31 protein-coding genes and 1 pseudogene are annotated in these 17,831 nt (G+C 57.3%); 31 read left to right on the top strand and 1 reads right to left on the bottom strand.

Annotation, left to right across the window (positions count from 1 at the left end; translation table 11 throughout):
- Positions 1 to 14 precede the first annotated feature (14 nt).
- On the top strand, positions 15 to 1,817 hold the full coding sequence (locus DX909_RS10405; RefSeq protein ID WP_128545109.1) for a BT4734/BF3469 family protein: 1,803 nt from the start codon (positions 15 to 17) through the stop codon (positions 1,815 to 1,817).
- Here the strand turns inward: DX909_RS10405 and DX909_RS10400 are convergent.
- On the bottom strand, positions 1,814 to 3,016 hold the full coding sequence (locus DX909_RS10400; RefSeq protein WP_128545108.1) for a hypothetical protein: 1,203 nt from the start codon (positions 3,014 to 3,016) through the stop codon (positions 1,814 to 1,816). The genes DX909_RS10405 and DX909_RS10400 overlap by 4 nt on opposite strands.
- A gap of 245 nt (positions 3,017 to 3,261) precedes the next feature.
- Here DX909_RS10400 and DX909_RS10395 point away from each other — a divergent pair, with 245 nt between their 5' ends.
- The 30 genes and pseudogenes from DX909_RS10395 to DX909_RS10270 all read left to right on the top strand — a co-directional run bounded on the left by DX909_RS10395 (position 3,262) and on the right by DX909_RS10270 (position 17,829).
- Entirely contained in the window at positions 3,262 to 3,552 is a 291-nt protein-coding gene (locus DX909_RS10395; protein WP_128545107.1) for a hypothetical protein, read from the top strand.
- The gene (locus DX909_RS10390) at positions 3,549 to 3,923 is read left to right on the top strand and encodes a hypothetical protein (protein ID WP_128545106.1); all 375 of its coding nucleotides are present in this window, start codon (positions 3,549 to 3,551) and stop codon (positions 3,921 to 3,923) included. Before DX909_RS10395 ends, DX909_RS10390 begins: the two co-directional genes overlap by 4 nt.
- Positions 3,924 to 4,053: 130 nt before the next feature.
- Positions 4,054 to 4,704, top strand: a complete 651-nt coding sequence (locus tag DX909_RS10385; RefSeq protein ID WP_128545105.1) for a phage replication initiation protein, NGO0469 family — start codon at positions 4,054 to 4,056, stop codon at positions 4,702 to 4,704.
- 84 nt (positions 4,705 to 4,788) lie between these two features.
- Positions 4,789 to 5,263: pseudogene (locus DX909_RS30080) on the top strand (DNA cytosine methyltransferase); the annotation flags it as partial.
- Positions 5,225 to 5,908: a hypothetical protein gene (locus tag DX909_RS29885; protein WP_164851239.1), complete on the top strand. Its 684-nt coding sequence runs from the start codon at positions 5,225 to 5,227 to the stop codon at positions 5,906 to 5,908. The pseudogene DX909_RS30080 and the gene DX909_RS29885, both read left to right, overlap by 39 nt.
- A 67-nt stretch (positions 5,909 to 5,975) precedes the next feature.
- Positions 5,976 to 6,275, top strand: coding sequence for a hypothetical protein (locus DX909_RS10375; protein WP_128545104.1), 300 nt, complete (start codon positions 5,976 to 5,978; stop codon positions 6,273 to 6,275).
- The gene (locus tag DX909_RS10370) at positions 6,272 to 7,333 is read left to right on the top strand and encodes a DNA cytosine methyltransferase (RefSeq protein ID WP_128545103.1); all 1,062 of its coding nucleotides are present in this window, start codon (positions 6,272 to 6,274) and stop codon (positions 7,331 to 7,333) included. Before DX909_RS10375 ends, DX909_RS10370 begins: the two co-directional genes overlap by 4 nt.
- A 14-nt stretch (positions 7,334 to 7,347) precedes the next feature.
- Complete coding sequence (locus tag DX909_RS10365) at positions 7,348 to 7,560, top strand: hypothetical protein (protein ID WP_128545102.1); 213 nt, start codon at positions 7,348 to 7,350, stop codon at positions 7,558 to 7,560.
- A gap of 4 nt (positions 7,561 to 7,564) precedes the next feature.
- On the top strand, positions 7,565 to 7,717 hold the full coding sequence (locus DX909_RS29515) for a hypothetical protein (RefSeq protein ID WP_164851251.1): 153 nt from the start codon (positions 7,565 to 7,567) through the stop codon (positions 7,715 to 7,717).
- Between the two features lie 17 nt (positions 7,718 to 7,734).
- Positions 7,735 to 8,043, top strand: a complete 309-nt coding sequence (locus DX909_RS10360) for a hypothetical protein (protein WP_128545101.1) — start codon at positions 7,735 to 7,737, stop codon at positions 8,041 to 8,043.
- Complete coding sequence (locus DX909_RS10355; RefSeq protein ID WP_128545100.1) at positions 8,040 to 8,699, top strand: DNA methyltransferase; 660 nt, start codon at positions 8,040 to 8,042, stop codon at positions 8,697 to 8,699. The genes DX909_RS10360 and DX909_RS10355 overlap by 4 nt, the downstream gene beginning before the upstream one ends.
- On the top strand, positions 8,696 to 8,980 hold the full coding sequence (locus DX909_RS10350; protein WP_128545099.1) for a hypothetical protein: 285 nt from the start codon (positions 8,696 to 8,698) through the stop codon (positions 8,978 to 8,980). Before DX909_RS10355 ends, DX909_RS10350 begins: the two co-directional genes overlap by 4 nt.
- Positions 8,977 to 9,267, top strand: a complete 291-nt coding sequence (locus DX909_RS29510) for a hypothetical protein (RefSeq protein ID WP_164851250.1) — start codon at positions 8,977 to 8,979, stop codon at positions 9,265 to 9,267. Before DX909_RS10350 ends, DX909_RS29510 begins: the two co-directional genes overlap by 4 nt.
- On the top strand, positions 9,264 to 9,656 hold the full coding sequence (locus tag DX909_RS10345; RefSeq protein WP_164851249.1) for a DUF1064 domain-containing protein: 393 nt from the start codon (positions 9,264 to 9,266) through the stop codon (positions 9,654 to 9,656). The genes DX909_RS29510 and DX909_RS10345 overlap by 4 nt, the downstream gene beginning before the upstream one ends.
- Before the next feature lie 7 nt (positions 9,657 to 9,663).
- Positions 9,664 to 9,933, top strand: coding sequence for a hypothetical protein (locus DX909_RS10340; RefSeq protein ID WP_128545097.1), 270 nt, complete (start codon positions 9,664 to 9,666; stop codon positions 9,931 to 9,933).
- Entirely contained in the window at positions 9,930 to 10,172 is a 243-nt protein-coding gene (locus DX909_RS10335) for a hypothetical protein (protein WP_128545096.1), read from the top strand. The genes DX909_RS10340 and DX909_RS10335 overlap by 4 nt, the downstream gene beginning before the upstream one ends.
- Positions 10,173 to 10,385: 213 nt before the next feature.
- Positions 10,386 to 10,886 carry a hypothetical protein gene (locus DX909_RS10330; RefSeq protein WP_128545095.1) on the top strand — a complete coding sequence of 167 codons (501 nt, stop codon included), beginning with the start codon at positions 10,386 to 10,388 and terminating at the stop codon, positions 10,884 to 10,886.
- Between the two features lie 94 nt (positions 10,887 to 10,980).
- A complete protein-coding gene (locus DX909_RS10325; protein WP_128545094.1) occupies positions 10,981 to 11,313 on the top strand; it encodes a hypothetical protein in 333 nt (110 codons plus the stop codon).
- On the top strand, positions 11,304 to 11,480 hold the full coding sequence (locus DX909_RS29505) for a hypothetical protein (protein WP_164851248.1): 177 nt from the start codon (positions 11,304 to 11,306) through the stop codon (positions 11,478 to 11,480). The genes DX909_RS10325 and DX909_RS29505 overlap by 10 nt, the downstream gene beginning before the upstream one ends.
- On the top strand, positions 11,477 to 11,671 hold the full coding sequence (locus DX909_RS10320) for a hypothetical protein (protein ID WP_128545093.1): 195 nt from the start codon (positions 11,477 to 11,479) through the stop codon (positions 11,669 to 11,671). The genes DX909_RS29505 and DX909_RS10320 overlap by 4 nt, the downstream gene beginning before the upstream one ends.
- Positions 11,661 to 12,080 (top strand): hypothetical protein, encoded by a 420-nt coding sequence (locus DX909_RS10315; RefSeq protein ID WP_128545092.1) that lies wholly within the window; start codon positions 11,661 to 11,663, stop codon positions 12,078 to 12,080. The genes DX909_RS10320 and DX909_RS10315 overlap by 11 nt, the downstream gene beginning before the upstream one ends.
- Positions 12,077 to 12,322: a hypothetical protein gene (locus DX909_RS10310; RefSeq protein ID WP_128545091.1), complete on the top strand. Its 246-nt coding sequence runs from the start codon at positions 12,077 to 12,079 to the stop codon at positions 12,320 to 12,322. Before DX909_RS10315 ends, DX909_RS10310 begins: the two co-directional genes overlap by 4 nt.
- The gene (locus DX909_RS10305) at positions 12,319 to 12,669 is read left to right on the top strand and encodes a LytR/AlgR family response regulator transcription factor (protein ID WP_128545090.1); all 351 of its coding nucleotides are present in this window, start codon (positions 12,319 to 12,321) and stop codon (positions 12,667 to 12,669) included. The genes DX909_RS10310 and DX909_RS10305 overlap by 4 nt, the downstream gene beginning before the upstream one ends.
- Before the next feature lie 55 nt (positions 12,670 to 12,724).
- A complete protein-coding gene (locus tag DX909_RS10300) occupies positions 12,725 to 13,888 on the top strand; it encodes a ParB/RepB/Spo0J family partition protein (RefSeq protein ID WP_128545089.1) in 1,164 nt (387 codons plus the stop codon).
- A gap of 27 nt (positions 13,889 to 13,915) precedes the next feature.
- The gene (locus tag DX909_RS10295; RefSeq protein ID WP_229311020.1) at positions 13,916 to 14,281 is read left to right on the top strand and encodes a DUF5681 domain-containing protein; all 366 of its coding nucleotides are present in this window, start codon (positions 13,916 to 13,918) and stop codon (positions 14,279 to 14,281) included.
- A complete protein-coding gene (locus DX909_RS10290; RefSeq protein ID WP_128545088.1) occupies positions 14,247 to 15,590 on the top strand; it encodes a terminase large subunit domain-containing protein in 1,344 nt (447 codons plus the stop codon). Before DX909_RS10295 ends, DX909_RS10290 begins: the two co-directional genes overlap by 35 nt.
- Positions 15,587 to 16,960, top strand: a complete 1,374-nt coding sequence (locus DX909_RS10285; RefSeq protein ID WP_128545087.1) for a phage portal protein — start codon at positions 15,587 to 15,589, stop codon at positions 16,958 to 16,960. The genes DX909_RS10290 and DX909_RS10285 overlap by 4 nt, the downstream gene beginning before the upstream one ends.
- 50 nt (positions 16,961 to 17,010) lie before the next feature.
- Complete coding sequence (locus tag DX909_RS10280; RefSeq protein WP_128545086.1) at positions 17,011 to 17,283, top strand: hypothetical protein; 273 nt, start codon at positions 17,011 to 17,013, stop codon at positions 17,281 to 17,283.
- Positions 17,284 to 17,298: 15 nt separating this feature from the next.
- Positions 17,299 to 17,550 (top strand): hypothetical protein, encoded by a 252-nt coding sequence (locus DX909_RS10275; protein WP_128545085.1) that lies wholly within the window; start codon positions 17,299 to 17,301, stop codon positions 17,548 to 17,550.
- A gap of 3 nt (positions 17,551 to 17,553) precedes the next feature.
- A complete protein-coding gene (locus tag DX909_RS10270) occupies positions 17,554 to 17,829 on the top strand; it encodes a hypothetical protein (RefSeq protein WP_128545084.1) in 276 nt (91 codons plus the stop codon).
- Positions 17,830 to 17,831 lie beyond the last annotated feature (2 nt).

The raw sequence follows: 17,831 nt of genomic DNA, 5'->3' as shown, positions 1-17,831 counted from the left end.
AACCATCTGTCCCTATGCCTAAATACCCCATGGCACCCGTCACGGTGCTACAGAACATCTTTAAGCCCGATGAGGTCGAATACACCTTCCTCTTCGACGTGCTGAAGCGCATTCAGTCTGGCGCCAGCCGCCCCATGGTCGAACAGATCCGCAAGGCCACCGACCCGGATACCCAACAGAAGCTGAAGATGAAACTGCCCTGCATCCTGTTTTCCGGGCAGTTCATCAAGCGGGCCAACGAGGCCATTACCCACCACAACGGCTACATCATCCTCGACTTCGACGATCTGCCCGACCCGGCCGCCTTCCGGGATACGTTGTCCGACGTGCCGTTCGTGTACGCGGCTTTTATCAGTCCCTCGGGAACGGGCGTAAAGTGCCTGGTGAAGATCCCGGGCAACAAGACCGCCCACCGGGGCCATTTTCAGGCGCTCTCGCGCTACTTTGCCGACATGGGCTATAAGGTCGACCCGTCGGGCAAGGACGTCGCCCGTATCTGCTTTGAATCGTGGGACCCCGACCTTTACATCAACCCCGAATGCGACGAGTTCACCGGCTACGAAGTGCCGGACGAAACTCCGCCCCAGGCGGCTACCCAGGCCCGCCACACCGACTACGGCAAGCTGAACATCTGCGCGTCGATGATCCGCCGGGCGGCCGATGGGGAGAAGCACAACCAGCTGCTGAAGGCCGCCCGACTGGCGGGGGGGTTCATTGCCGCAGGGCAGGTACGGGAAGAAGACGCCATTCACGTTCTGGAAAGCGAGGTTCGGGACAAGCCGGGCGTGGTCAACTTCCATACGGCCCAGAAGACGATCCGCGACGGCATCCAGTACGGCAAGGAGCGGCCCATCTACGACCACGTGCCGGAGGACGAACCCGCCCCTAAGACCGAGACCACCAACGGCATTCGGTTTCTGTCGGGCTGCTGGGATGAAATGGTGTCGGAGTTCAAAAACGGGCGGCTGCGGGGTGAAACGACCTACATGCCCGATCTGGACGAACACTTCACCATCAAGAAAGGCGAGGTAACCGTATTCACCGGTTACCCCAATAGCGGAAAGTCGGAGTTCATGCTCCAGATGGCGCTGTTCAAGTCGCTGTTCGACGGCTGGAAGTGGGCGGTCTTCAGCCCGGAGTCGTACCCCGAAAAAGACTTCTACAACGGACTGATTCACGCCATGGTGGGCAAGTCGGTCGACATCGGCTACAACAACCGGATGAGCGATCAGCAATACGCGGAGGCCGCCAACTTCATTCAGGATCATTTCTTCTACATCTACCCCGAAACGGCCCACACCATCGAAGAGGTGGAGTCCAACTTCGACTACTGCATCAAACACCATGGCGTTCAGGGGGTGATTGTCGACCCGTACAACCAGCTCAGCCGGGATTTCAGCCTCCGGGACGATCAGTACCTGGAAGGCTTTCTAACGAAGCGGAAGCGGTTTTCCATCAACCAGAACATTGCCTACTGGATGGTGGTGCACCCAAAAGGCGACCGCAAGAAGAACAAGGACGGCGAATACGACCTGATCGGTTTTTACGACCTGTCGGGCGGGGCGATGTGGGCCAATAAGATTGACAACCTGATCGTGATTCGTCGACCCTGGCAGGAAACCGACCCCAGCCGGACGGAAGTGGAGGCCCATGTCAAGAAGGTGAAGAAGCAGCGCTTAGTAGGGATTCCGGGTATGAAGGAATACACGTTCAGCCGGGCGTCGAATCGTTACTATCGTTTTGGGAAAAATCCGCTGGACGAACTGATCAACAGCGACGCGCAGGGACGCAGCGACGGCAAACTGAAAGTGGCCTAAACCCGGATCAAAATTCGGCTGAACCGAATCAGCCCCATGGCTACGGCCAGTAACAGCAGGTCTTTGCCCAGCAGCCGGTGAACCATCGCCCATTGCGCCGGATCGAAGGCAAGGTCGGTAAAATGGGGAACCCGCAGCACAAAGAAGGCGGCAAAGCAGACAAGCAGAGCGGCCCACCCCCATAGGCCCGGACTGGCAACGGTTCGGGCTTTGGCTTTGGGTAGCTGCGAGGCCGTCAGCAGCAGCGACGTGGTAAAGGCCACGCCCAGCCAGCGGCCGTAATCCATCGCAATGAAGCCCAGCGAAAAGGCCGCGACGAGGATAACGGCCAGGGCAATCAGCAGGTCTTTCGGTCGGGGCAGCTGAACCCGAGCGCCCGCCAGCCGGGGCATCACCCATAGCAGGGAGCCAAACAGCAGGTACAGCCCTCCGTAGACGAGGGGGTTTACCCCCGTCAGGTGGCGCGATGCTTCCCGGATGTTCTGACCCGGGGGCAGTTTCTGAAAGTATTCAAAGGCGGTAAACTGTGCGCGTTCAAAGCCCAGGGCGACGTATTGGCCGATGAGTTGTTCGGTGACGGCGGCCGAATTGCCCGGCAGGTAGGAGAGCAGCAGCGTCACCACAACTCCCCACAGTCCCAACACGGCCTGCCAGGGCCTTGCCACCCACGCATTGAGCCACAGGAACCCCAGGAGGAAGGGCAGAAACAGAAACAGGAAACTTTCGTGGATCAGACAGCCTAGCCCGATCAGTAGTCCCGCTGCGCCCACCCGCCAGCCCGGCCGTCGCACGCCGGTTTCGTAAAACGCCCAGAACAGCAGGTAGAAGAATAATTCCTTGCGGACGGCCAGCGGGTCTTTCAGATACAGGGCAGTCCCGAAAGGACAGTAAAACAGAGCGATCATCACCGGCAGCGTCCAGCCGCTTCCTTTCGCAAGACGCCGGATCAGCACAAGGGGAGCCATCAGGCAAAGGGTGTATAGGAGGGTAATGGCCGCCAGAATCCAAACCCAGCCCGGAAGGTGGATCAGCAGGTTGCCCATCAGCGCCCGGCGGTAAAAGCCGAAGGTGTAATTCATCAGCGTTTCCGCCAGCGTATAGCCTAACTCGCCCTTCCAGAGCGGCAGAGCGATTAGGTAAGCACAGATCAGGAAGGCATTTAAAATAAACAGGGCTTCCAGGCTGGAACGCCATTTCATAGTAACAGTAGACGATATGTTCTCCGCTATTAACCTACTATAATCCCCTCATTCTTGCAACTGATAATAAGTTGAAGGATAAAGACTTAGGAACAAATGTTTCAATAGTAAGATAAATGTTTAATTTTATTTGAAACAAATGTTGCGTATTTGGAAACATTTGTATAGATTTGTCTCATTCATTCACCCAAACAAAAAATCGCCCGCCGTGCCGGGAAGCTCTAAGCGGGCGATTCAAAAATCACATGAACACAAAGATGCAAAACGCCCCGGTCAATCGCAAGTACCAGCCGGTGGCCCTGGTTGAAAACGACCCCCAGGCTAAAGCCATGATCGCAACGCCGTATCGTACCTACCAACTCGAAAAACTCTACCGGCTGGCTCAGAGTACCCGAGCTAAGGCGATTGAGTTGCTTACGAAGGGCGACGAAGTTTCCGAAGAAAAGGCCATTCGGCTGATTGGGGTGGCCCGCGCTCAGAAAGAGCGGCTGCACAAGATTGTGTCCTTCTACGCTCAAGCCGCCCGCCTCCAATGAAGACGATTTCGGAAACGGTCGCTCAGGAAGCGGTCATCTTCTACAAGGAACACCTGAACCACTTCCCCGGCCAGAACACGATGGCGAACGCCACCTTCTGGGGTGGGCTGTTGATCGGTCTCTGCGAAGACTTCTGCGGGCTGCCCAAGCAAGACCCAGCCGTTCTGGTCGACTACGCCTACCGCTTCAGCGAGCGGTTTTGCTCGGAGCATCTGGACGATATGGTTCCCGATCCCGATAAACGCTGGCGCTGGCGGTACTACCTCTCCGGCATGCTGCTGCGGGTGAAAGGCGTCTACCATACCTGTTCGGCCCAGCACCACCAATGGGCGGAGTTCCTGAGAAACACCAAAACGATCTTTCTGGCATGATCTGGCTATCGAAACAACCCCGCTGGAAGAAAGCCCTGTTCTGGGTCGCCTTTACCGCAGCTGAATCTTATCTGGTCGTGCTTATCACCAGCCTTATCCAATAATTCCAAACTATCAAACCACTATCACAATGGCTATCTACGCTGAATCCTCCGAAACCCAACGCGAACTCGTGCCGGAAGGCAACCACATCGCCCGCTGCTACATGATGGTCGAAGTCGGCAAGGTCATGGAAACCTTCGAGGGGTCTGACCCCCGCCTGACGCCCAAAGCCATCCTCGGTTGGGAGCTGCCGATGAAGAAGAAGGTCTTTTCTGCCGAAAAGGGCGAGGAACCCTTCACCATCACCAAAGAATACAGCCTGTTCATGTCCGAGAAGGCCAACCTGCGCAAAGACCTCGAATCGTGGCGCGGCAAGGTATACACCGAAGAACAGGCCCGCAAAGTCGACATCACCGCCATTCTGGGTCATCCCTGCATGCTCAACATCGTGCATAAGGCGTCCAAGACGGGCAAGATCTACGCCAAGATCGCCAGCATCACGCCGATGCCCGAGGGCTTCACTTGCCCCGCCCAGATCACGCCGACGCTGCTGTTCTCGTGGGATTCCTTTACGCCCGCCAAGCTGGCCGCCCTGCCGGAATGGATTCAGAACAAGCTGAAGGAGTCCGAACAGTACCGCAAGCTGATGGGCGAGGAAAACCCGCAGCCGCAGGCCGCGCAGGTCGGCAGTCAGGAGCCGGTCGGCGTGGAGGAGGAGACGGGCGACCTGCCATTTTGAGTGTGTTCATGAATGAAAGGGTAAAACCAAGCAACCGGGCGGGCGAAGGGCCTGCCCCGGTTCTTCCCCCGAAACGAAAACGAGATGAGAGTGTGCAGCTTATTCGCAGGTATTGGAGGATTTGACCTTGCCGCCGAATGGATGGGGTGGGAGACGGTGGTGCAGGTTGAAATCGATGAATGGTGCCGCAAGGTGCTGGCTAAAAACTTTCCCAATGCAGAACGCTACAGCGACATCAAGACCTTCGACGGCAAGCCCTACCGGGGCGCAATTGACCTTGTTTGCGGGGGTTTCCCCTGTCAGCCCTACTCCCTCGCCGGAAAGCGGCTCGGCAAGGAGGATGAACGCCACCTGTGGCCCGAAATGCTTAGAGTCATTCGGGAAATTCAGCCGCGTTGGGTGGTGGGCGAAAACGTATTCGGCCTACTTAATTGGAACGCTGGACTGGTATTCAACGAAGTGTGCACTGACCTGGAAGCTGCGGGCTACGAAGTCCAATCGTTTGTACTTCCAGCTTGCGGTGTCAACGCCCCCCACCGCCGGGACCGACTTTGGATTATTGCCCACGCCAGCCGCTCAGGAGGGGTTCAACAGCGGCAGCGGGGAACCGTATCTGACCGAAACGGGCAGTGTGCGGATGAAGAACCCGGACGGGTCGAGCTCACGGCTGGGCTTGGCGGGAGTGGTCCGGAGCGGACTTCTATCAACGCCTACGGCAACCAACCGGGTCCGGTCGGAACGGTTCCGCAAGGGTCGCAGCCTGAATCCGGCAGAATTGGCGCAATCCCTACTTCCAACGCCCCGGAGCGCGATGACCGGGGGAGTTTCGGAGAGCCGGCTGAACGACAAACACAACAATCTGGAGACGGCCCTAAGTCGGGCCTTACTGCCAACCCCGAATGCCTGCAAAGCCAGCAACGACGTGAACCTGAACTGCTCGGGCGACGGTCGGCAGAAACTGAACAAGTTGGGATGGGCGGTAGCCAGTCTTTTGCCCACCCCGACAGCATCCTCGGATGCGAAGGGGGGCTGCACCCGAACCGACCCGAAGCGGCAGAACGACACGCTGGCTCACTCCATGCACGGTATGCTCGGAGAGGATGGGAAGACTTCCCAACTGAATCCCCGCTTCGTACTCGAAATGATGGGTTTTCCGCCAGACTGGACCGAACTCGAACCATCAAAGCCGCCGGAAACGCCGTAGTGCCCCAGCTGGTGTACCAACTCTTCAAAGCCATCGAACACATCGAATCTCAACCCGCCTGAAGCACATGGCCAGCCAATACAAAGACTTCCGCGCCGTGTGGGCCGAGCTGAAGGCCCGAAAGAAGGTCACCACCCTCGACCAGCTGCGCGACTACCTCGCCGGGTGCCGCACCCCGCACGACTTCGGTAAGGCTTTGGAAGAGGGCGAACGGGGCATCCCCTGGGGCCTGTGGCCCGATGCCATCGCCATCATCAAGCACTACGCCCGCCGGCAGGGGGTCAGACACACCCGCTACGGCTTTACCTGGAAGAACGAACCGGCCCGCCTCGTGGAGATGGGGCCGCAACACCAGAAGGCGGCATGACACTCCTGGACCTCTTTTCCGGCATCGGCGGATTCGCCAAAGGCCTCATGCAGGCCGGCTTTCACTTTGACTGGCACTTTAACAGCGAGATAGACAAACATGCCTCAGCCAACTACCAGTACAACTTCCCCGACTCGTCCAACCTCGGGTCAGTTACCGCTGTTCGATCCCATCAGCTGCCCCGACCCAACATCATCACTTTCGGAAGTCCTTGCCAGGATTTCTCGGTGGCTGGACAGCGAAGTGGGATGGACGGACAAAGAAGTTCTCTTATCCTCCAGGCAATGCGCCTTATTGCAGAATGCCGACCAGATATTTTTATCTGGGAAAATGTTAAAGGGGCTTTCTCCACAAACGATGGCGCAGACTTTTGGGCAATTGTCCAGGCCTTTGCCAACATTGGGGGTTACCGACTTGAATGGCAATTGCTTAATACAGACTGGTTTCTACCCCAGAATCGGGAGCGGGTCTACCTTATCGGACATCTTGATGGAAGAAGTCGACCCGGGGTATTTCCTTTCACCGAACGCGATTTCCCGCATCCTCTCGCAGCCGGGGCACAAACCGTCAATTGTCTCGATGCCAACTACTCCAAAGGAGTAGACAACCACGGACAGCGGACGGTGGTGCAGGTGGGTGACTACCGCCTGGACAGCGGTTTCCGCTGGCGTCAGGACGGCAACAGCCCTACCATCAACGCCCGGGCGCGTCAGGACGGAAGCGGACAGCCGATCATTAAGGTGGTCAACGGCACCCCCTACAGCCAGTCCGACCGGGTTTACGATTCAGAAGGTCTTGCCCCTACGCTCCGTCGCGGTTCACAGAACAGCGGGACAGTCGTTCCTAACATTCAGGCCGACACGGGCATCCGTCGTTTGACCGAGATCGAATGTGAACGCCTTCAGGGCTTCCCCGATAACTGGACTCGCTACGGCATTTACAACTACGAGGTCAAGTCCGTGCCGAAAACCCAGCGATACCGCATGGTCGGCAACGCCGTCACGGTCAACGTCGTGGAAGCCATCGGCAAACGCCTTCATTCCTGTTTCACCCACTAAACCCCCGTATCGCCATGATGTACTCTCCGATGAAGAAGCCCAACCACGACGCCGGTATCGTGGAAATCTACGCGATCTACGCCCGCCTGTGGGTGCAGAGCAAGGCCCAACAGATGAAAGACTACCTGAAGACCGAGGCCCGGCTGGTCACGCTGATTTCGGTGATCACCGTGCCGATCTACCTGTTTGTCCTGATCACCTTTCTGCGCCACTGGGGCGTGATTTGAAGCCATGAGAACGACCCTTTTGATCTGCCTTTTGTGCCTGCTGGCGACGCTGACCTGCCTTTCGCTGGGCGGCATCGCCCTGAAGGTTTACGCCACGGCCCTGGCCGTGTCCATCGCCTGGATTATCTACGAACTGCTAATGGCCGAGAAGAAATGACCCCCGCTGTAACCATTTTGTCTTGTGCCATTTTATCCGTTGCGGCCCTTTTCACCATTCTTACGATTGGCAACCTACTCGCTATTCGCCAGTGCCGTCGTGACCTTGCCCGTAACGATGCCGTCCGTGACCTCCGGCAGTACGTTCTTGACCTTGACTGTGCCTGTGCCAACCGGGCAGGCCGCCGGATGGGCAAGTACTACTACCGACTTCCGCCCTACGACTCCATGCTGACCGACGGTTTGCCGCTGGTACTGGAAAGCTACTTCTTTGACTGCGAAATCCGCCAGCTGACGGGGGCGGAGAAAACCAATGTAAAGCCATGATAAACCTGCACTTAGGAGACTCGCTGGAAGCCATGCGGCAGATGCCGGATAAGGCGTATGACCTCGCTATCGTTGACCCGCCTTACGGGATCGGGGAGGATGGAGGGACGAACCACACCAGGAGTTTACTGGCTAAAGCCAAGTCCTTTACTTCGAAAGGATGGGACAAAGATCCGCCCAAAGCTGAGTACTTCCGGGAACTGCGTCGCGTATCGAAAAATCAAATCATCTGGGGGGCCAATCACTTCATCAGCCGACTCCCTATTGACTCCTCCTGCTGGATTGTGTGGGATAAGGACAACGGGCAAAACGATTTTGCTGATTGTGAGCTTGCATGGTCTTCTTTCCCTACTGCTGTCCGCAAATTCAAATGGCGTTGGCAGGGGATGCTTCAGGAGAACATGAAAGACAAGCAGATTCGGATTCATCCTACCGAGAAGCCTGTCGCCCTCTACAAGTGGCTTCTAAAGAATTATGCCAAGCCTGGTGATAAGATCCTTGACACCCACCTCGGCAGTATGTCCATTGCGTTGGCCTGTCACGACATGGGGTACGATCTGGACGGCTGGGAGATTGACCCCGAATACTACCAGAAGGGAGTGGAACGCTACCAGAACCACATCAAGCAACTCAGTTTATTTCCTGCTGCCGTATGACCCACGACCAGCGCTACCTCTACGAGCAGGCCCTGAAAGGCGAGGTCTACCCCTGCACGATCTTCAAAGACCGCTATCAGGGGGCGTACTCCGGCGGGGCGTGGATTGCGATGGCGGTTTCCACGGAAGCGGTTCCCGAAGCCGTGCATGACAGTGATGGTTGGAATATTCTCATTTGGGAAGAACTGCGCAGAACCAACACCCCCGTCGGCCGGGGTAACACGCCCGCCGAAGCGTTGGACGCGCTGATTCAGGATATTAAAGCCAAGTATAAGCCATGAAAAAGAACTGCCGAAACTGTGCCCACTTTTCAGCCGAGTCCGATGGAGACTATGGAGAAATCTTTTGCGGCTACTATTGCTCTGAGAAGCCCCACGTGGCCTACCTGACCAGTTTCCCTTTCCAAAAGGAGATGCCTTGCTTCAAGCCGGACTTCTGGCTTACCATGATGCACGATCCTGAAATGAATCGCCTTCATGATGAGGATATGAGGATGGAACGACAGGAGCAAGAATGGGAGTCGTGGAAGTACTTCAATGCCAAGTACGTAACCCCTGCCGCCGTATGATGACCCCCGCCGAATATCAGGCCCACAGGGTGCCGAAAAAGCCCACCAAATACCGCAGCCGCCAGACCGAGGTGGACGGCATCCGCTTCGACAGCAAGGCCGAGGCCGACTACTACGGCCAGCTGAGGCTGAGGGCCGCCGCCGGGGAGATTCAGGGCTTCGATGTGCAGGTGCCGTTCCCGATCATCGTGGAGGGTGTGGTAGTCTGTACCTATGTGGCCGACTTCGTTTTGTATCACCTTGACGGTTCGCAGGAATGCCAAGATGTAAAAGGTGCCCGTAGCGGCCCCGCCTACAAACTGTTCCGCCTGAAAGCCAAGCTGCTCGAAGCGACGCGGGGCATTAAAATCACCATCATCACCAGTAAATCACCAGCTCGTAACCAGTAAATCATCAATGGCACCCGACTACCAATTCCCGCCCAAACCCGATTCGCTCCGAACCCGAATCGAAGCCAATCCGCACATCAACTACAAGGACAGCGCGGTTCACTACGACGGTGGACTGGGTTTCGGTCGCCATACGGTGAGGGTGTATTCCATCGACGGAAAGGGGGCAGAAGCCGCCCATGAGTTCACGATCTACGTGCCGTGGGTTCCGATAGCCCTTCGGCCGAAACAACGCGCCACAGCCCGGAATAAACGCCTAATCAAAGCCATCCTATGACCCCCGACCACCAACAGCGGTACAATCCGCACGCCGACCTGCAACCGAATCGCTACCGGGGGATGCTGCCCCGCCCCGCCGGACTCGTGGCGTTCGTCGTGCAGGCGGCTCACCAGCCGCAGGCGACCGTGTACTGCTACCCCGAAGCGTTAGAGCGCAAGATCGCGCACTACGAAGCCACCGGCCACCGCATTCTGTCCCGACCGCAAACCAAAACCAAGCCCCGCAGGAGGGGGTGAATAACCATGAGAAAAAAACCACAGTCTACATGGGAGGCAATCGGCTGCCCCAAGTACAACGAAGTCTCTGGAGCGTGGGAGATAAGAGAATGGACACCCGGAAATACGTCAAGCGACCCGGACAAGGTGACAAGCTTTGGTTCACAGGAGGAGGCTGATCGATATTGGTCTTCAAAGGTTTTAGAGTTAACAGATTAATTAGGCCACCACTCTATGAAGATTGCAAGAACTACGATCAGTGGGCCTTACACGTGCCTAAAAGATTGGCAGGACGACTGTTTCGTTCAGGCCGGAGATGATGGTTTGGTATTTAGTAGCAAAGGCAACTATCTCACCGCGTTCTTTGAAGCATTCCCCAATAACCCTGACACCTTCATTCGGGGCGAAGGCAAAACCATCGAGGAAGCAGAGGAATCAGCATGGGGGCAGCTTCAACGGTTCCAAGCCTGTTCTGGACACGACTTTGAACGTCGAAACTACCGGAATGGGGCGGGCTTTTGCAAACACTGTGGGATGTTCAAAAGCAAGGCATTCGAGCCGTTGGACCGCTGCCACATTTGCGGTGTCCCTACTCAGCATTGCTACGATACTAAACGCAATTGGTTTTGCGAGCAACACAAAGACCAACGGCCGGAAGAAGAGGTGCCTGAGTTCGAGAAACGGTTAAATGAACTGTTAGAAATAACAGCAAGAAGAACGGGAAAGAACCCATGAAACCCTACGCCCTCACCACCGCCGGTTTCCTGCTGCTCGTTCTGGGCGGCATGATCTGGGGCCTGTGGTGGGGGCTACAACCCGCTACGTTGCCATGAAACTATATCCCGAAGGCTTTGTGCCCAGCAAACAGTGGTGGGCGGCAGAACAGCTAAACCCCGAAATCGGCGCGGCTTACCTGTTCATTGATTCCAGCAAACAGCGGAATCACTACTACTACCTGCAACTGCCCGATTCCGTACTGGCGCTTACGCCTTCTCTGATGAGCATTGTGTCTGGTCCGGCTCAATCCCTCTTTGACCTGAACCCTCCGGGCATTCAAAAAATCGAGTTAGCCGAATTTAACCGCATCCTTCAGGAGATGGCTACGAAAATGGGCCTATCCGTTGAATTACCTTCATTGCAAGAGCAGAACCCATGCCCCTGATCGAATATCCCCAAAACACCATCGTCGCCGTCCGCGCTTTTGGCTACTACCTCCAACTAAAGGACGCCCGCAGGCATCGGCTGCTGTTCAGCGAACGCAACGGCTACCGTGGTAAACGCTTCGGGCGGTACCTCTTATCGTGGAACAAGATATACCGCTACCCATGAGCCGAACCATCCCCGAACTCGTCGCCCTCTACCACTATTGCCAGATACGGCTCGACTACTACCGAACCTTAGCCTGCCAGCAGGAGGGACGCCAGCGAAATGCCAGTCAGGAAGACGCCCTTTACTACGAAAACCACAGCCGCCGGATAGCGGGGCAACTGAACCAACTCCTTGATGAAGATGCAGACTAACCCCCAACTCACCCCCGGAGCCAAAGACACGCTCGGTTTGATCGTGCAAGGTCTCAAATACTGCTACCTCGAACACTACGACGACCTCAAGGGCAGCGGGCAGCTGCGCCAGACCCAGAAGTACCACGCGGGCAAGCTGGCCGAGCTGCTGGAGAAAGATCAGTCGGCCCTGTACCGGATGATTCACCAGCACAGCCCCGAGGCCGGGGAGATGGCCCTCGAAGCGCCCCTGTACGACACGTATGACCTCATCGGGGACATGATCGCCACCTGCATGGCACTGTCCGCCCAGAAGTCGCCCGAAGGCGGCACGGTGGGCATCCCCCTGATGCGGGAGATTCTGAAGGCCATCCGCGCCGGGCAGTTCGCCACGGTGGAGGAGTTGCCGCAAAACGTTGAAGCCGTATGAGATACTTCTATATCAGCTATCAGGCTCAGGTTTTAACCAGCGAAGTAACCGCCAGCTTTTACCGGCGTAACGCTAAGTATCCAAGCTTAACCGAACTTGAAGAAACCATTGTTGACCTGAAGCCTCACCTTAAGGGGGCAAACATCGTCGTTCTGAGCATTTCTGAAATGCGAGAGGAAGACATGAAGGTGTTCAACCCCATTGCGTATGAGCAATTAACCCGCAACGATTCCGCCCCATGACCCTGCTCGTCCGCCAGCGCGGCAAGGCCGTGCCCCTGCCCGCCGAGGCCGTCGTCCGCATCGAAGGCGAAGGGGCCTACAGCCGCGTCATCACCGCCGAGGACAGCTACCTCATGTGCGTCACCCTGAAAGAGTGGCAAGAGCGCCTTCCCGCCTTCCTGCGGGCCAGCAAGCAGGTCCTGGTGAACCCCGCCCATGTGGTGCGCTACGACGTGGAGAAGCCCGGGCGCACGTACTTCGGCCTGCTCTCGCTCACGGACGGCAGCCGCGTGGAGGTGGCCCGCCGGCGCGTGGAGACGGTCCGGGCGGGGCTGAGTGAGTTCCGCAAACATAGATCAAATCTATGAAGTTGTTGATTCTATTGAATTTATCTATATTAGCAAGGTAATCCGATAGCCCGTTGTGACGACACAACTCCTGGACATCGCCCTTCTGGATACCAACGACGGCCAGATCGAGGGCCTTCCCAAAAACCCCCGCTTCATCAAAGACGAGCGGTTCCATAAACTCGTGCAGTCCATCCGCGACGACCCGGAGATGCTCGACCTGCGCGAGTGCATCGTCTACCCCTACGACGACCGCTTCGTGGTCATCGCGGGCAACATGCGCCTTCGGGCCATGAAGGAGCTGAAGTACAAGACCGTGCCCTGCAAGGTGCTGCCCGCCGATACGGCCGCCGAGAAGCTACGGGCCTACACCATCAAGGACAACGTGCCTTACGGCGAGCATGACACCGATCTGCTTGCCAACGAATGGGACGTGGCCGAGCTGGCCGCCTGGGGCCTGGAGATGGACTGGCCGGTCGAAGCGGCAGAGGCCGAGGAGGACAACTACACCGGAGAGCCGCCCGCCGACCCCGTTACCGTACTGGGCGACCTCTACGAGTTGAACGGCCACCGGGTGCTGTGCGGGGATTCGACGGACTCGGATGCAGTGGTGCGGCTGATGGATGGGGAAGTGCCTGACCTGGTGCATACCGATCCGCCGTATGGCATGAACGCGGTCTCCAAAAGTGGCGTGTTGAAGGATACCTATGGGCGGGACATCTTAGGAGATGACAACCCCGACGTCGCCAAAGACGCCTTCCGGCTGATTTATTCCCTCTATCCTGACGCCAAACAGGTCTGGTGGGGCGCAAACTATTACTCTTCTGTTCTTCCCGATAGTGAATGCTGGCTGGTATGGGACAAGGACAACGGACAAAGCGACCAAACAGACTGCGAGCTGGCATGGGCCAACTTTCGAAGTGTGGTACGCCAGTTTACGAAAGCATCAGAGAAGACTAACCGCATTCACCCTACTCAAAAGCCGGTTGGTTTGGTGGCATGGATCTTTGATCGGTTCGATAGTAATTTCCGGCTGGTTGCTGACTATTTCGGCGGCAGCGGGGTCACATTGATGGCTGCAGAGCAATACCATCGCCCTGCTTACCTGATGGAATACGACCCGCGTTTTGTCGACGTGATCGTCAAGCGCTGGGTGGCGTACATGGCCCAGAACAACAGACCCTACACGGTCAAACGCAACGGAGAAGACATTACGAAGGCCGACTGGCTGACGGCATAACAACAACGTGAATACAACGTGAAAACGATGGCAGGCAAAAACGGCGGTACGCTGATCCGGCTGGAACCCGGGGAGTCGGGAAATCCGGCGGGGAGACCCCCCGGCAGCCGCAACCGTTCGACTATTGCCCGCAAGTGGCTCGAGGCGCAGGAGAAGGTGAAAAACCCCATTACGGGCCAGCAGGAACAGCTCAGTGAGGAGGACATCATGACCCTGGCGCTGATCAAGAAAGCCCGCAGCGGGGACACGAGCGCCTACAAGGCCTTGATGGACTCGGCCTACGGGCTGCCCAAACAGGACGTGAACCTCGGCGGGGAGCTATCGGTGCGGACAGTACGCATGGTGAAAGACTACGGGAATGAACCTGACCCAGAAGCAGACGCGGGCCATTGACCTGCTCGAAAGCGAGGCCATCACCGAACTGCTCTACGGTGGGGCGGCCGGGGGCGGTAAATCCGCGCTGGGCTGCTTCTGGCTCATCTTCAACTGTTACGAATACCCCGGCAGCCGGTGGCTCATGGGCCGGGCGGTGCTGAAAACCTTGAAGGAAACGACGCTGAAGACGTTTTTTGAAATCGCCGCCCGCGAGGGACTTGTGGCCGACGTGGACTACCAGTACAGGGAGAACGCCGGGGTGATTCGCTTTTCCGGTGGTTCGGAAATCCTGCTGAAAGACCTGTTTGCCTACCCGTCCGACCCCAACTTTGACAGCCTCGGTTCTCTGGAAGTAACCGGGGCTTTTATCGATGAGGCCAACCAGATCACCGAGAAGGCCAAGAACATCGTTAAGTCCCGCATCCGCTACAAGCTCGACGAGTTCGGACTCAAACCCAAACTGCTGATGACCTGCAACCCGGCGAAGGGCTGGGCCTATGAGTCGTTCTACCGGCCGTTCAAAGCCCAGCAGATGCCGCATGACCGGGCCTTCGTGCCCTCGCTGGTGACGGACAACCCGCACATCTCGCGCCACTACATCAACAACCTGCATACGCTCGACAAAGCCAGCAAGGAGCGCCTTTTGTACGGCAACTGGGAATATGACTCAGACCCGGCGGCATTGATCGAATACGACGCGATTTTAGACCTCTGGAAGAACGATTTCGTAGCCGAGGGCGAGAAGTACATCACCTGCGATGCGGCCCGCTTCGGGGGCGATGCGGCCAAAATCGCCGTCTGGTCGGGCTGGCGCATCATCGGCTGGCACAGCCTGCCCAAGTGCAGCATGACCCATCTGGCCGACCAGATCGAAGCCCTGATGACCAAGCACAACGTGCCGGCCTCCCATGTGATCGTCGATGAGGACGGCGTTGGGGGCGGGGTGTTCGACATCTTCCGCGACTACAAGCGCAAGGCCATCAAGGGCTTTCTCAACGGCTCTTCGCCGCTGGAGGAGGCCACCCCCCAGGGGCGCGTAAAACCCAACTACGCCAACCTGAAGGCGCAGTGCTACTACCGGCTCGCCGACCGCATCAACCACGGGGGCGTTTACATCGCCTGCCCCATGCCCACCGAAGAGAAGGAGCGGCTGATTCAGGACTTAGAGCAGGTGAAGCAGAAGGACATGGACAAGGACGGCAAACGGGCGGTGGTGCCCAAAGAGAAGGTCAAAGAGTTGATTGGCCGTTCACCGGACGGGGGCGACACGCTTATGTTCCGCGAATGGTTTGAACTGAAACCGAAAAAAGAATTGGTATTCCGATGAATGCACTCCAACGCACGGCCGCGAAGGTCTTTGGTCTGACGCCCCACCTGAAAGCCGAGGTCTTCCAGCCCGGTCCCGGCCCCCGCGCCCGCTTCTCCTACGTGGTCGCCAACGGCCGTCTGCAACTCTACGACTGGAAGGTCGGTACGCTGATCGATGAGGGCTACCTGAAGAACTCCGACCTCTACAGCGTGGTGACCTTCATCATCCGCAAGGCCATGCGGGCGCCGTTCTATCTCTACCAGGTGCGCGATGAGAAGTCGCTGCGCTCGTACAAGACGCTGACCGGCGAGGACGCCACCTCGGAGAGTCTGAAGGCGGCCAAGCTGATGCGCACCAAAGCGCTGGAGGAGGTCGACGGCGACCACCCGATCAAGAACCTTTTGGAGCGGCCCAACCCCTACCAGACGGGCCTGAGCTTCCGCGAGGCCGCCATCGGCTACGAGCTGCTGAGCGGTAAGCGGTTCATCCGCGTCAACTCGGGGGCGTTAGAGCCGCAGGAGCTGTACATCTACCCCTCACCGCTGATGGAGATAAAGGCTGGGGATAACTACGGGCAGATCAAGGGTTTCAGGTTTACCCCCTGGCAGGAGGATTTTACGCCCGAGCAGATGATCTACAGCCACAACTTCCGCCCCTCGATTGAAGGCTACGGGGCTGAACTGGAAGGGTTGTCTCCGCTGGAGGTGCTGGCCTTCTCGCTTCAGGAGGGCAATGACGCCAAGAAGCAGAGCATCACCCAGTATCAGAACGGCGGACCGAAGGGCATTCTGACGCTGGACGACAAGTTGATGGAGTCGCTCACTGAGGATCAGGCGGCGCAGATTGAATACAACATTGGCAGCAAGGTCGGCGGCATCCACGTATCGAGCGTAGGGCTGAAGTGGATGAACCTGGGCCTGTCGCCCAAAGACCTGGCCTTGCAGGAAGCCCGCAGCTTCGCCCTGCGCGACTTCTGCAACGTCTACGGGCTGGACCACCGGCTGTTTGGGGCCGACGCCACGTTCAACAACCGCAACGAGGCCAAGAAAGCCGCTATCGTCGACGCGGTGATCCCCCGGCTCATGTCGCTGAGGGACGATCTGAACCGGGCGTTTGAGCCGTTCAACCGGGGCGGAAAGCGGTACTTTGTCGACTGCGACGTGACGGACTTCCCCGAGATGCAGGAGGACATGGACAAGATGGTCGACCGGCTGACGAAAGCGTGGTGGCTGACGCCCAACCAGCGGCTGGCGGCGATGCAGTATGAGGAAGACGCCAGCAACCCCCTGATGAACGAGCGGTGGGTGCCTTCGGGCTTCACGCCGATGTCGGAATACGGGATGCAGCCGGGGCAGAATGAAGTGCCGGAAAACGATGGAAGTTATTAGGATATGTGCCTGTTTTTGAGTATCTTATTAGGGAATTAAACGGGAAGGCTATGGAAGTCGCAATCATCATAGGAGGTATCTGGATAGGCAAATACCATCTGGGGTTGCTGAAGTTTGATGTGGGGCACTCCAACGAATTGCGTGTACTTTCGGTCGGCTATCCGATCAACGTTGGCAACTGTAGTGAGCGTCGCAGTCTGCTCGGATTTCGGCGCTTCAAGTGGATAGGAAGCACCCGGTACACGATGGAAGTTGATCTGCTGTTCTTCAACTTCAACTTCGGTGCCAAACGACCTTTACCATCTGAAACCCTTTTTGTGTGAACCCATTGCCCCGATATGAGAACCAAAGACCAGGTTGAAACCGAACTCAGAAAGCTGGTGCGCCAGCGCAAGGACACCCACGCCAAACTGCTGGGGCAGGACGGCATCATCGACCGCGTGGCCGACCAGTTCATCCTCGGCAAGATCGAAGCCCTCTGCTCGGTCTGCGGGGCAAAGTACGACATGGGGACGCATGATCTGGTGCTGTCGGAAGCGAAGGCGGGGGTGGAAATGGAAGGGGCGCACTTAAACGGGCGGGCGGCGTAAGGCATGGAACAGAAATTCAACTTTAACGACTACATCAAGGTCAAGCTCACGCCCGAAGGATTTGTGGAGTGGAAGGCTTACGAAGATGGATTCCTGTCCGTGGAACTGCAAAAGACCTTAGAAGTCTACTATTCAGAGGTGGATGCAGAGGGCTATGTGCTTTTCCAGTTTTGGTGCTTCATTAAGATGTTCGGGCATCATTTCTTGGCCCCGTGGCCTAATCCGCCCTTTGAGTTAGATGCCAAGTTGAAGCTGTTTGATATGGAGTATTACCTATAACA

It is taken from the genome of Larkinella soli (assembly GCF_003703975.1).
Classification (GTDB): domain Bacteria; phylum Bacteroidota; class Bacteroidia; order Cytophagales; family Spirosomataceae; genus Larkinella; species Larkinella soli.
The sequence above is the reverse complement of the archived record's forward strand: the minus strand, read 5'-3'. Positions and strand labels throughout refer to the sequence as shown.